At 70.0% G+C, this 12,624-nt stretch carries 14 protein-coding genes; 5 read left to right on the top strand and 9 right to left on the bottom strand.

The window, feature by feature from the left end:
- The first annotated feature begins 72 nt into the window (after positions 1 to 72).
- Genes LCL61_RS40935 through LCL61_RS40925 form a run of 3 tightly spaced genes read left to right on the top strand, consistent with a single transcriptional unit; the run spans position 73 to position 2,512 of the window.
- Entirely contained in the window at positions 73 to 1,428 is a 1,356-nt protein-coding gene (locus LCL61_RS40935) for a PspC domain-containing protein (RefSeq protein WP_340684696.1), read from the top strand.
- A gap of 7 nt (positions 1,429 to 1,435) precedes the next feature.
- Complete coding sequence (locus LCL61_RS40930; RefSeq protein ID WP_085939730.1) at positions 1,436 to 2,143, top strand: response regulator; 708 nt, start codon at positions 1,436 to 1,438, stop codon at positions 2,141 to 2,143.
- Positions 2,144 to 2,512: a DUF4345 domain-containing protein gene (locus LCL61_RS40925; protein ID WP_340684695.1), complete on the top strand. Its 369-nt coding sequence runs from the start codon at positions 2,144 to 2,146 to the stop codon at positions 2,510 to 2,512.
- Positions 2,513 to 2,596: 84 nt separating this feature from the next.
- On the opposite strand, the gene LCL61_RS40920 is transcribed toward LCL61_RS40925, so the two are convergent.
- Both LCL61_RS40920 and LCL61_RS40915 read right to left on the bottom strand, forming a co-directional pair.
- Positions 2,597 to 2,941, bottom strand: coding sequence for a hypothetical protein (locus tag LCL61_RS40920; RefSeq protein WP_340684694.1), 345 nt, complete (start codon positions 2,939 to 2,941; stop codon positions 2,597 to 2,599).
- Positions 2,938 to 3,879, bottom strand: a complete 942-nt coding sequence (locus LCL61_RS40915; protein WP_340684693.1) for a DMT family transporter — start codon at positions 3,877 to 3,879, stop codon at positions 2,938 to 2,940. Before LCL61_RS40915 ends, LCL61_RS40920 begins: the two co-directional genes overlap by 4 nt.
- A 102-nt stretch (positions 3,880 to 3,981) precedes the next feature.
- On the opposite strand from LCL61_RS40915, the gene LCL61_RS40910 reads away from it, so the two are divergent.
- Positions 3,982 to 4,914, top strand: a complete 933-nt coding sequence (locus LCL61_RS40910) for a LysR family transcriptional regulator (protein WP_340684692.1) — start codon at positions 3,982 to 3,984, stop codon at positions 4,912 to 4,914.
- A gap of 91 nt (positions 4,915 to 5,005) precedes the next feature.
- Positions 5,006 to 5,644, top strand: a complete 639-nt coding sequence (locus LCL61_RS40905) for an alpha/beta hydrolase (RefSeq protein ID WP_340684691.1) — start codon at positions 5,006 to 5,008, stop codon at positions 5,642 to 5,644.
- A gap of 1 nt (position 5,645) precedes the next feature.
- On the opposite strand, the gene LCL61_RS40900 is transcribed toward LCL61_RS40905, so the two are convergent.
- The 7 genes from LCL61_RS40900 to LCL61_RS40870 form a co-directional block, all read right to left on the bottom strand.
- A complete protein-coding gene (locus LCL61_RS40900; protein ID WP_340684690.1) occupies positions 5,646 to 6,677 on the bottom strand; it encodes a serine/threonine-protein kinase in 1,032 nt (343 codons plus the stop codon).
- A gap of 13 nt (positions 6,678 to 6,690) precedes the next feature.
- Positions 6,691 to 8,310 carry a serine/threonine-protein kinase gene (locus LCL61_RS40895; protein ID WP_340684689.1) on the bottom strand — a complete coding sequence of 540 codons (1,620 nt, stop codon included), beginning with the start codon at positions 8,308 to 8,310 and terminating at the stop codon, positions 6,691 to 6,693.
- Positions 8,311 to 8,529: 219 nt separating this feature from the next.
- On the bottom strand, positions 8,530 to 9,372 hold the full coding sequence (locus LCL61_RS40890; protein WP_340684688.1) for a hypothetical protein: 843 nt from the start codon (positions 9,370 to 9,372) through the stop codon (positions 8,530 to 8,532).
- 255 nt (positions 9,373 to 9,627) lie between these two features.
- Positions 9,628 to 10,872 (bottom strand): hypothetical protein, encoded by a 1,245-nt coding sequence (locus LCL61_RS40885; RefSeq protein ID WP_340684687.1) that lies wholly within the window; start codon positions 10,870 to 10,872, stop codon positions 9,628 to 9,630.
- Between the two features lie 338 nt (positions 10,873 to 11,210).
- Positions 11,211 to 11,516, bottom strand: coding sequence for a hypothetical protein (locus LCL61_RS40880; protein WP_125680026.1), 306 nt, complete (start codon positions 11,514 to 11,516; stop codon positions 11,211 to 11,213).
- 216 nt (positions 11,517 to 11,732) lie between these two features.
- Entirely contained in the window at positions 11,733 to 12,020 is a 288-nt protein-coding gene (locus LCL61_RS40875; RefSeq protein ID WP_034304455.1) for a chorismate mutase, read from the bottom strand.
- A 171-nt stretch (positions 12,021 to 12,191) separates the two neighbouring features.
- Positions 12,192 to 12,611: a DUF1707 domain-containing protein gene (locus LCL61_RS40870; RefSeq protein WP_340684686.1), complete on the bottom strand. Its 420-nt coding sequence runs from the start codon at positions 12,609 to 12,611 to the stop codon at positions 12,192 to 12,194.
- Positions 12,612 to 12,624 lie beyond the last annotated feature (13 nt).

Raw genomic sequence — 12,624 nt, 5'->3', positions numbered from 1 at the left:
CGGGAACGTCCCTGAGGTTTCCCCAGCGGGAAGAGTCAGGGGTTTCCCCGATGGATCAGTACCCCACTCCGTGTGACCATGGAGAACGTGCAGGAATCCGCCCCCAACGACCTTGCCGAACAGGTGAAGCCGACGATCATCGAGCGTCCGCCGGTGCCCGTCGTCGGCAGCCTGTCCCCGGCACCGTTCGAGCCGCCCAAGATGTACCGCCGCCGCTCCGGCCGCGCCATCGCGGGTGTCGCCGGCGGCCTCGCTGACCACCTCGGCGTCAAGGTGCTCTGGGTCCGGACCGCGTTCGCGTTGCTGGCCGCCCTGAACGGCGCCGGCCTGCTCGCGTACGGCCTGCTCTGGGTGTTCGTCCAGCAGCAATCCGGCGAGGTCGAGCCGGAGAAATCCGCGCCGAAGGAGAAGCAACAGGCCTTCGGGCTCATGGCGCTGGGTGTCGGCCTCGCCGTCGCCAGCGGCACGCTGACCGGCCTGATCAGCGGCTGGGTCGCCATCCCGCTGGCATTGGCGATGATAGGTGCGGCCGTCGTTTGGCGGGAGGCCGACGAGTCGCAGCGACGGCGTTGGCGCGTCAGTGCCAAGGGCGGGGTCGCCACGGCGTTCCTCGGCGGCGGGGGCTGGTCGGCCGCGATCCGCGTGGTCGCCGGTGTCGCGCTGGTGATGACCGGCATCGGCGTCGTCGTCCTGGAGAGCGGCAGCATCGACCAGGTCAAGTTCGCGCTGGTCGCCGTGATCGCGACGCTGTTCGGGGTGGCCGTGCTGACCGTCCCGTTCTGGCTGCGCCTGGTCCGTGACCTGTCCGACGAGCGTATGGCTCGCATCCGCACCGACGAACGCGCCGAGATCGCCGCGCATCTGCACGACTCGGTCCTCCAGACTCTCGCGCTGATCCAGAAACAGGCGGAATCACCGCGCGAGGTCGCCAGGCTCGCGCGCGGCCAGGAACGCGAGCTGCGCGGCTGGCTGTACGGGCCGTCGGGGTACGGCAAGAGCAAGAAGACCGAGGAAGAGGCCATCAGCGGTCAGCTGTCCGAAGTGCTCGCGGCCGCGTGCGGCGAGGTCGAGGACGCGTTCGCGATCTCGGTGCAGCAGGTCGTCGTGGGGGAGGCGACCCTGAACGAGCCGCTGACCGCGCTGGTCCAGGCGGCACGCGAAGCGATCGTCAACGCCGCCAAGCACGCGGGCGTCGACGAAGTCAGCGTGTACGCCGAGGTCGAGCCGACAGCGGTGACGGTCTTCGTGCGGGACAGGGGCAAGGGGTTCGATCCCGACGTCGTGCCGAGCGATCGGCACGGTCTCGCCGATTCCATCCGGGGGCGGATGGAACGGCACGGGGGCAAGTGCAAGCTGCGTACCGCACCGGGTGAAGGAACCGAGGTCCAGCTGGAGATGCCGGTCAAGGCGGGGAAGGGTGCGGCGTGAGGTCGCTATGCTCACGGGACAGGGCGAGCGAGGGAGCATCGTGACGGAGAACCAGCAGACGCGGGAGCCGGTCAAGGTCTTCCTCGTCGACGACCATGCGCTCTTCCGTGCGGGTGTGCGCACCGAACTGGACTCGATCACCGACGACGTCCGCGTGGTCGGCGAGGCGGGCTCGGTCGCCGAGGCGGTCGCGGGCATCGCCCGGACCAAACCCCAGGTCGTGCTGCTCGACGTGCACATGCCGGACGGCGGCGGCGCCGAGGTGCTGCGCCGGGTCCGGCCGGAACTGCCGGACGTCGTGTTCCTCGCGCTGTCGGTCTCCGACGCCGCGGAGGACGTGATCGCCGTGATCCGCGCGGGGGCGCGGGGCTACGTCACGAAGACGATCTCGTCGAAGGAACTCGTGCGCGCCGTCGTGCGGGTCTCGGACGGGGACGCGGTGTTCTCGCCGCGGCTGGCCGGGTTCGTGCTCGACGCGTTCGCCGACCGGCCGGGTTCCGCGCCGATCAGCGACCCGGACCTCGACCTGCTGACCCCGCGGGAACGCGACGTGCTGCGGCTGCTCGCGCGCGGGTACGCGTACAAGGAGATCGCGTCGGAGCTGTTCATCTCGGTGAAGACCGTCGAGACGCATGTGTCGAGCGTGCTGCGGAAGACGCAGCTTTCGAACCGGTACGAGCTTTCGCGCTGGGCTTCCGACCGGCGTCTCGTCTAGGTGGCGCCTGTTCTCATCGGCCTGGTGGCCGTGTTCTTCCTGGGCATGGGGCTGCTCGGGCTCGTCGCGCCGAAACGGCTGATCCGGCCGTTCGGCATCTCCCTGGAGTCGGCGACGGCGCGGACCGAAGTGCGCGCGGTTTACGGCGGCTTCGGGGTGGCTGTCGCGGTGCTGCTCGGGTTCGCGGCTTTCGACGTCGGCGGGATACAGCGGGGCGCCGCGATCGCGGTGGCCGTCGCGCTCTCCGGGATGGCCTTCGGACGGCTGGTCGCGCGGTTCGCGGAGCGGCCGGAGCGGTTCTATCCGAGCTGGCTCTACTTCTGGGTCGAGATCGTTCTCGCGGGTCTGCTCATCCTCGCGACCCTCTGACGCCCTGACCTGCGTTTAGCGGGCTAATCGCGATCCGGCGAGCCCCCAGCCCCACCGCATCGCGATTAGCCCGCTAAACGCAGGTCAGCTGAATTCGTGGGTCACTTCGATCTTTCCGACGATGTGCGCGTTGAACTCGGCGAGATCCTCGGCCGGGACCCAGAGCTCCAGGATCGTCTTCCCGCCCGCCTGCTGGACGGGGTACCGCTCGACGAACGCGGTCTCGACCTCGAACCGCGTCACGAACCCGGCGCCGTCGTACCGCACGTTCCAGTCGCGGGCGATCTTGATCGCGTAGTCCTCGTTCAGCACCGGGTAGAAGATCGGCTGCTCCGGCAGCCGCGGCGGCCACTCGCGCCAGCCCGACTCGCGGACGAGGTCGAGCTCGGCCGGGCCCGTCGGCCGCCACAACGTCGTCGTCGCGGTCACGGCGCGGCCTCCCCGGCGGCGGCGAGTGGGCGCTCGACCTGCGGAGTGGTAGCAAAGGTCCCTTGCTCCCTCGGGCGGAGCCGGGTCAGCGCGACCCCGCCCAGCACGACGACCATTCCGGCGATCACCCGCAGGTTCAGCGGCTCGGCCAGGAACACCGCCCCCAGCAGCACCGACACCACCGGCAACAGGTAGCCGACGATCGACGCCGCGACGGCGCCCTCGCTCGCGAGGAGCTGGTAGTTCAGCGCGAACGCGATCCCGGTCGACCCGATCCCCAGGATCACCACCGCGACGACCGCGCCGGTGCTCAGGTGCACCGGTTCGAAACCGCCCATCGGCATCGCGAGCAGCAGGAACCCGGTCGCCAGCAGCATCTGCCCGCCGGCCAGCGACAGCGGCGAGTCACCGGTACCGGTGAGGTACTTGCCCTCGTAGACGAACGCGAACCCGTAGCTCGCGGCCGCCGCGAGGCACGCCAGCGCGCCCCAGCTGAGCAGGCCGGAGGCCTCCCACGGCGCGAAGATCAGCAGGATCCCGGCGAGCCCGACGACGAGCCCGGTGACCCGCACCGCGGTCATCTTCGTCCGCGCGCCCATCATCGGCGCGGCCAGCAACACCCACAGGGGTGTCGTCGAGTTCAGCACCCCGGTGATCCCGGAGTCGACGGTCAGCTCACCCCACGCGAACAGCAGGAACGGCAGCGCGTTGTGGAAGAACGCCGCGACGGCCAGGTGCCCCCAGATCCGCCGTCCCGACGGCAGCCGGTCCCGGCCGAGGTAGCAGAGTCCGATCAGCACCGCCGCGCCGAGCGCCACCCGCGCCAGCACCAGCTGCACCGGCGAGAACGCGCCGAGCCCCAGTTTGATCCAGAAGAAACTCGATCCCCACATGAGCGCCAGCGCGCCGATCCGCAGCAGGGTCTTCGTCTCGCCCACCCCAGTCCTCCTTAAGTGCCTGGCCCAGCTTCGCCGCGCCGACGCGTAAGGACAAGCGAAAATAACTGCAGGCAGCCTTAAGAAGAACTGTAAGATCGAGGCATGCTGGACGTCCGCCGCATGCAGGTCCTCCGAGCCGTGATCAGCAGTGGTTCGATCACCGCCGCCGCCCGGAATCTCGGCTACACACCTTCCGCGATCAGCCAGCAATTGTCCACCCTGGAAAGGGAAGCGGGGGTCGAACTGCTCGAGCGTGTCGGCCGCGGCGTGCGGCCGACACCCGCCGGCTCGCTGCTGTCCGAACACGCGGAAACGCTGAGCACCCAGCTCGCCAAGGCCGAAGCCGCGCTCACCGAACTCAAGGAAGGCCGCACCGGCAGGCTCGCGATCCGCTACTTCGCCACGGCGGGCGCCTCGCTGGTGCCCTTGGCCGTCGCCGCGCTGCGCCGGGACTTCCCCGGTGTCCGCCTCGACCTGAAACTGGTCGAGCCCGACGATTCGATGCCCGAGATCGAGTCAGGCAAGGCCGACGTCGCGATGATCGTGCTCCCCAGCAGCACTCCCCGGATCAAGGGGGTCGAGTACGTCCACCTGCTCGACGATCCGTACCGCGCGATCCTGCCGAAGAACCACCGGCTCGCCCGCAAACGCGTCCTCGATCTCGGCGAACTCGCCGAGGATCCGTGGGTCGGCGTCGACGGTCTCCCCGGCGCCTGCCGCGACATCCTCCTCGACGCCTGCGGCGCGGCCGGATTCGCCCCGAACCACGTCGTCGAATCCGAGGATTACCAAACGGCACAAGGGTTCGTGGCCGCCGGGCTCGGTGTCGCGCTGATCCCGGAGCTCGGCCTCGGCGCCCCGCATCCCGGCGTCGCCATCCGCAAGGTCCGGCGGCCGGATCCGGTGCGGTCCATCCACGCCGCCGTGGCCGCGCACGCCAGGGAACACCCCGCGGTGCGACGGTTCCTCCTCGCGATCCGCGAAGGGGCCGGACAGGTAAGCGGGACTGGCCGAGTAGGCACGAAAACCGGCTGAGCTTGAACAGCCGCACTGGCGGTCGACAACCTGGCAGGGAACCCGCCAGCGAAAGGACCCCGGTGCGCCCCCTGATCGTCCTGCACGGCTCTTGGCACCAGCCCGCCCATTTCGACGACCTCGCCGAACGTCTGCGCCGGGAAGGCGCCGTGGTCACCGTCCCCGACCTGGGCGGGCGTCCGATCGCCGAACCACCCGGACCGTCCAGGAGTTCGTCGACCGGTCGGCCGAGCCACCGGTGGTGCTCGCGCACTCCTTCGGCGGGCTCACCGCCAGCGGCCTCCAGGGGGCCGCGCACCTGGTCTATCTGGCCGCGATCGTCAGCGAGCCGGGTGAAACCGCCCAGTACTGGATCGAGCGGATCAAGGAGGAAACCGGCCGCGAACCCGGCCAGGTGCCCTTGACCATCGACGACACGGGCCTGACCCACCTCGACCTCGCCACCGTCCGCGAGGCGATGTACGCCGACTGCACGGACGCCATCGCCGAGCGCGCCATGGCGTTGCTGCGCCCGGAGCCCGTCACGATCTTCGACGAGTCACCGGAAGGCTCGGCGTGGAAGGACACCCCGACCACCTACATCACCTGCACCGAAGACCGGGCGCTCGTCCCGGAAATGGTCGTCCACTTCGCCGCCCGGTGCGACACGACGGTGACCTGGCGGGCCGGCCACAGCCCGTATCTCAGCCGTCCTGTCGAGTTGGCGACGCTGGTCCTCGAGCGGCTCTAGCTCAGATCAGGAACAGCTCCGCGAACAGCACACCGATGAGGATCGCCGCCACCACGGCGCCCGCGACGATCAGCCATTTCCGGGTGTCCGCCGACTTCGCCGCCACCGGCGCGGCGGGCGCGTACTGCTGCGCCGGCGGCGCGTACTGCGGCTGCGGCGGCTGATACTGCTGCGGCTGGTGCTGGGGAAACTGCGGCGCCTGCTGCTGCATGGGCACCGGCATCGAGGCCGGGACCGTCGGCATGGCGGGCGCGGTCGGCGGGATGAACGCCGTCTGCCGCCCTTCGGTGATCGCGCCCAGCGAGCGCACCGTGTCGGCCATAGTCGGCCGCGCGTCCGGCTCCGCCCGCAGCATCTTGCGCAGCGCGCCGGCCAGCGGCCCGGCGGTCTGCGGCGGCCGTTCCGAGGACTCGCCGTCTTCACCGAACGGCGGCACCCCCTCGACGGCCGTGTACAGCGTCGCGCCCAGCGAGAACACGTCGGACGCCGAAGTCGCCGGTTCACCGCGCGCCACCTCGGGCGCCCGGTACGCGGGGCTCGGGCCGCCGCCGGTGATGCCGATGTCGGTGAGCTTCACTCCGCCGTCGTCGGCCAGCAGGACCGTGCCCGGCTCGACGGTCCGGTGCACCACCCCGGCCTCGTGCATCGCGGCCAGCGCGCGGCCGAGCACGATGCCCAGCCCGGCGGCCTGTTCCGCGGTCAACCTGCCGTGCTCGGCGAGGAAGGTCGCCATCCCGCGGGACGGGATGTACTCCATCACCAGCCACACGTCCGGCCCGTCGGGCAGCACGTCGTACACCTTGATGGCGGTGGCGTGCTCGAACTTGGCCGCGTCCTTGCCTTCTTGGACGACGACGGCCTTGGCCTGCTCCGCCCGGTCCGGCGGCAGGCCGACGGGCAGGTACATGCGCTTCATCGCGACCGTGCGCAGCAGGCGTGTGTCGAACGCCAGCCACACGATGCCCGCCCGGCCGCGCCCGATGGGCTGGTCCAGGCGGTATCGGCCGCCGACGATGGAACCTTCAGAACTCAATTGCAGCCTCGGATCAAGTGCCAGCCGGGGTCGAAGTCGGTGTCTCCGTGTTCGACTGAGTTGTCGGTGTGGTCGGAGTCGGTGTCTTCGTCGGAGTCTTAGTGGGCGTCTTCGACGGTGTCGTCGGATCCGGTTCCTGAGTCTGCGTCGCCTTGCTCGACGTCTTCTTCGACGAAGTCGGTGTCTCCTTCGGCGGCTCCGCCGATTGCGTTTCCGTCGGCGTTTCCGTGGTCTCCGGAGCCGACGACGTCGCAGACGGGGACGGCTTCGTCGAGGACGAGTTCCCCACCTGCGCGGGTGCTTCCGGGTTGTTCGGGCTCAGCAGCCAGAACCCCAGCGCGGCCAGCGCCACCACCACGACACCGCCGATGATCGCGGGCTTCTTCCACGCGCCCGGCTTTTCGTCGTCGTCCTCGTCCACCGGGCTGGTCTGCGCGCGGGTGGGCGGCGGCGGGGGCGGGTTGTCGTAATCGTCGTCGTAGGGATCGTCGTCGTAGTCGCCCGCGGGGATCGGGACGGCGCGCGTGGGCGCGGGGCCGCCGCCGGGGTGGCCGCGTTCGGCCAGCAACGCCGTCTCGTCGTAGTTGTCGTACCCGTCGTAGTCGTCTTCCGGGTAGCCCGACGCGGGCGGCTGGTGGTAGTCGTCCTCGTCGTCGTAGTACGACCCGGCCGCGTCCTGGTCGTCGAGGAGCGAGCCCGAGTGACCGGCGGCCTCGCTGTCGAGCGCCTGGGTCACGCCACCGCCGGCGAGCGCGCCCGCGATCGGGGCGGCGAGCACGGTGTCGTCCGCGGGGCCGCCCAGCGGCGTTTCACCCCGCGCGACGGCGGCGAGGAGCTCTTCGCACTCTTCGGCGGTGGGGCGGTGCCGCACCTCCGGGTGCAGCAGCACGGCCAGCACGCTGGCGAGCGGGCCGGACTGGCGCGGCGGGATGATCTGCCCGGCCGCGACCGCGTGCAGCAGGCTCAGCGTGTTCTCGCTGAGGCCGAACGGCGGCTGGCCTTCGCAGGCCGCGTAGAGCGTCGAGCCGAGCGAAAAGACGTCCGACTCCGGGCCGGGGTCGCCGCCGATGGCCACCTCGGGCGCCAGATAGGCGGGGGTCCCGGCGATCATCCCGGTCTTCGTGACCGTCACGTCGTCCTTGGCCCGCGAGATGCCGAAGTCGGTGATCTTCACCGTGCCGTTGGGCGCCAGCAGGATGTTGCCGGGCTTGATGTCCCGGTGCACGATGCCGACCGCGTGCGCTTCGGTCAGCGCCGCCGCGACCTGCGCGCCGATCCGCGCGACCTCCGTCGGCGGCAGCGTGCGCTCCTCCTGCAGCACCTGGGCGAGGCTGGTGGAGTTCAAGTACTCCATGATCAGGCACGGCTGGCCGTTGTCGTCGGTGACGACGTCGAACACCGAGATGGCGTTCGGGTGGTGCAGTCTGGCGGCGATACGTCCCTCGCGCATCGTGCGCTGACGGGCGTCTTCGGCGTCGTGAGCCTCAAGCCCGGGTTGCAGAAGCAACTGCTTGATCGCCACCGTGCGGCCGAGTACCTCGTCGTGCGCTTGCCACACGGCCCCCATCGCGCCCGTGCCGATCCGCCCGGCGATGCGATATCGACCGGCGACCAGGCGACCCTCGTCGCTCACGCGACCTCCCTTTGGGCTCCGTCTTCACGACGCGGAATCGTCCGCGTACGCGGTGCGGCCTTCAGCACGCCACAGCGTTGGAGCGTATGCACATGTAGTGGTCTGTGTGCCGGCTTTTCCGAGACCGACTCGTGACAAGGCTAGGCGCTCACTCTGCGCACACACACGCGGCACACACTGATCGCCCTGGGTGGAGGGCTGTTACACGCGCGGTGTCCGTCACATGTGCTGCGCGGACAGCAGGCGCGCGTCGGTGATCAGGCCGGAGGTCTCGTCGGCGAATTCCAGCACCTGCGTGACCCGCAGCAGGCCGCCGTCCGGGTTGCGCATGGTCACGACGGCGAGGATGGTGCCGTCGGCCTGTTCCCGGACGTCCTGGATCTGGATGGCGTCCATGGCGCTCCACGCCTCGATCAGCTTGCCCGCTTCGGAATCGGCCAGCACCGGCGTGATCAGCGACATCGCGCCGTACGGATCGGCGTCGACGGTCTGGTAGAACTTCCGGACCGCGTCGATCTTGTCCTCGGTCGTGCTGACCGCGGCGGGCTTGGCGGCAGGCTGCGAGCTGGTGCTGGACGACGAGCCCTGCGGCGGGAGCGAGCCCGAGCCGGTGCCTGAGGACGGCTGGGGCCTCGTGCCGCTGCCCGACGGCGTCGGCGTCTCCTGCTTCCGCTGCGGCTCGGTGGAGTCCGGGACGGCGAGCCCGCCGAGCGCGGCTGCTCCGCTCATCACCTCGGGTACGGCGGCAGCCGGCACGGTGCCCTGCGGCTGTGTGCCCGCGAGCACGCCCGCGGTGACGACGGCGCCCGCGACCAGGAGCCCGGCGGCGACCAGGCCTGCCAGCTTCGCCCGCCGGATGGCGCGGCTTTCCGGCTCGTCCACCTCGGGTTCGGGCCGCGGCGACCGCTCTTCGCGCGCACGCGCGGGAACGAACTTCTGCGGCTCGCGGAAGACCTGCTCGAGGTACTCGCGGTCGACGCGGGTGTCGTTCAGGATCTCTTCCGGGATGACGTCCTCGACACGTACGGCGTCCTCCCGCCGTATGCGCTGTCGATCAAGCACGAATTCCTCGCTCTGGTCCGGGGCAGGCGCTAGGCCGTTCGGCCGACGCCTCTGGTCCGCGCGGCCGTCTTCTGAACGGTGCGGACCCCTGCAGTCGTCAGGTAACCCTGTGCGGACGGTCCACGGCCAGACTCCATCGCCGGAATGCCGTCGCGATACGACGAACGGCAGCTTAGGTCACCCACCCGGACCAGGGATGACCGCTCGGCGCACCGCACGTGCAGAGGAACAGGACACTTGCACGTGCGCGGTCGCCTACATGCCGTCGTCGACGATCTTGTCGTCGTCGCCGAAGGTGAACGTGCGCTGCTCCATGGTCTTCGTTCCGTCTTTGTGAGTGACCTCGACGGTGTTGACCGTGACGCCGCGGCGCTGGTCGATGCTGACCTTCTTCACCTCGAAGTAGGCGACATCGCGGTAGCGGTCCCGGAGGCCCTCCGCGCCCTCTTCGCGCAGGCCGCCGGAGGTCACCGAGGACGCCTCTTGGGGGTTCGTGGTGACCGAGTTGAGGAAGAGCTCGGTGTTGTCGCCCATCGCCTGCGCGTCCGGCTGCGACGCGTACCAGGGGGCCGGCGTGGTGGTGCGGTTGGCCGGGACGACCGGCGGCTTCTGCGGCCGATCGCTCGACGGCGGCGCGGGCCGCCCGGACGTCGCCGGCCCGCTCGAGTCGGGCCGCGACGAGCCGGTCCCGGCGCTTTCGCTGTCCGAGGGGGTGCCGGAATTCGCGGCACTGCGGTCGTCCCTGGTGGAAGACTCCTTCTCGGATTCAGACGGGTTGCCCGCCGCGCCACCCTGCGGCGGCGTGGCCGGATGACCGGCGAGATCGTCCTGGGTCAGCGGGCTGCCACCGCGGTAACCGGGCCAGCCGCCCTGGCTCTGCTGTTCCGGGAGGGGTTTGCCGACGAGGTACGAACCGGCGAAGAGCAGGCCGACCACGACCAGCGCGGACGCCGCCGCCGCGAACCAGGCGGCCTTGCGCCAGGTCTTGGGCGGCGTCACCGAAGCGGGCACCGTACCGAGGTCGAAGGTGCTCAGACCGTCGACGGGCGGGGCTAAGTAGACACGGACGTCTTCGTTGTCGTCGACCTCCACCGGCTCGGGACGGCGGGGAGCGGGGGCGGTGAGCGTCACCTTCGTGCGCTGGGCGGTCTTCGCGCGCCGTTCCTCGGCGGGAGGCGGGACGGGTTCGGTGAACGAGACCTCGACGCGGGCCGGGCGGGCTGGGGGTTCTACGGGGACCTCGCGAGCGGGCTGGGGGAGCGGCAGACGGCCGCTCGATGGGGCGTAGCCGGGGCTCGGCGCCCTCCTGTCCCGCGGTGGCGGCAAGGGAAGGGAACCGGTGGAGGGCGGGGCGAACTCGCGGTGCGCGTGATGCCCGTGCCCGCCTGCGCGCTGCCCCCGCGGAGGCACGGAGGGAGTCCAGCCTTCGGTACCGCCCGCCCGGTGGCGGCCCGCTTGCGTGGCGCCGTTCCGTCCCTGGTGTTCCGCCCAGCCGTTCATGTCCGAGCGACCCCCTCGCAGGCCGGCCCTGACGGCGATGTGACACCGGTTAAGCCGAACGGAGCAGCGAGTTCACGGGATCCCTCGCTTGCAGACTCCCAAGCAGTCTCGTGAGCAAATGCACGCGCATACGACTGGGGGCGCGCGGGGCCATCGCCCCCGCGCGCCATACGGGCATCGCCCGACCCAGACGCAAGGGTCCACACGAGGACCACACTAAAAGTTCGACACCCGCAAGTCTTCACCCACTCTGCAAGTTGCAGATGTTTCACTCGGTCGGGCGCGGCCGAACGGGCCTCGGTGACGTTACGGAGTGCTATCGGCGCTGGTGAAGCCGTTCAGTTGCCGCTGCGGTACTTCTGCTGGGTCGATTGCAAGGCTTTCGTGGCGGTGATCCCGCTACCCGCTGCAAGCAAAATGGCGATGACGTCGAGCGTCGTTCCCCCACTCGTGAGCAGCCAGGCGAAAAGCGACGCGGCGGTGGTACCCGCCGCGATCGGCCAGCGCGTCTTGACGTACTGGGCGATGGGGGTGCCGCCCGCGCGCTTACCCGCCGCGTTGTTCAGCATGGCGAGATAGCCGAGATGGCCCAGGGCGGCGAGCACACCGGCGATCGCGATCACGACGGCGATGAGGTTAATCATGTGTCCAGTTTGCCCTGTCCCGGGCCGTCGTGGCTCGGGGAACACCCTGAGTTCCGTCTCACGGCACTGGATCGTGACGTGGCCGGATCGCGTTTAGCCCGCTAAACGCGATCCGGGTNCCGTCTCACGGCACTGGATCGTGACGTGGCCGGATCGCGTTTAGCCCGCTAAACGCGATCCGGGTGCGTCGCGGGAGCGAGGGACCTTTGCTACCACTTACCGTCCCAGCCTGCCCCGCCCGAGGTTGAGCAGCGCCATCGCCAGCTGCCGCCCCTCCGGCCCGAGCTCGCGGTAGCGCGCGAGCACGTCCATCTCGCGGTTGTAGACGATCCTGGTGCCGCCCGCGGCCATCCTGGCCGCACCGATCGTCTTGGAGACTTCGACGCGGCGTTTGACCAGCCGCAGGATCTCGCCGTCGAGGAAGTCGATCTCCTTGCGGAGCTCGCCGATCTCTTCGGCGGTGGCGGTGGGTTCTTCGGCGTCCGGCTTCTGTGTGGTGCTCATCGGGACCTTTCTTCGGTCCGGATTCCCTGCTGGCCCCCGGAACAGCGTAAAGCCCCGGGGTCCGTGGACTCCGGGGCTTCGGGTGATGGCATTCGCGGCACTATGCGATCACGGGAGCCGGAGTCCGGGTCCCGTAAAAAAATCGCGTCGCGTGGTGCCGCATGCCGGTCATTATGCCACAGCGATGCCGTCTTCCGGCTTGAAGCGGCGGCGCGCTCCGCGGACACGGGCGTGCACGAGGACGCTCATGGCCAGCCAGAACATCGGCATCGCGGGCCAGAAGAACGGCGCCCCCGAGGTTGTCCATCGGACGATCAGCAGCGCCGAAACCACGACGGCGACCGCGAGATGGATCCGCAGCGCTGGATGCCCGAAGGCGACCAGGCGCCGCTTCGGCACGGGTTTCGGCAGATCCGAAGTGAGCGCGACGAGATCGTCCGTGTATTTGGCGGAATACACAGCGCTCAGCCGGTCTTCCACTTCTTCGAGAGTGAGACGGCCTTCACCGCCGGCGGCCTGGATGCGGGTCGCGACCCGCTCCCTGTCGATGTCGGCGGCCCTGAGCCGGGAGGGAATTCCGTTGGTGTCCATGGCATCCGATCCT

The sequence above is a fragment of the Amycolatopsis coloradensis genome, from assembly GCF_037997115.1.
Lineage (GTDB): Bacteria > Actinomycetota > Actinomycetes > Mycobacteriales > Pseudonocardiaceae > Amycolatopsis > Amycolatopsis coloradensis_A.
Note: the sequence above shows the minus strand (reverse complement) of the source record. Positions and strands in the feature narration are given on the sequence as shown.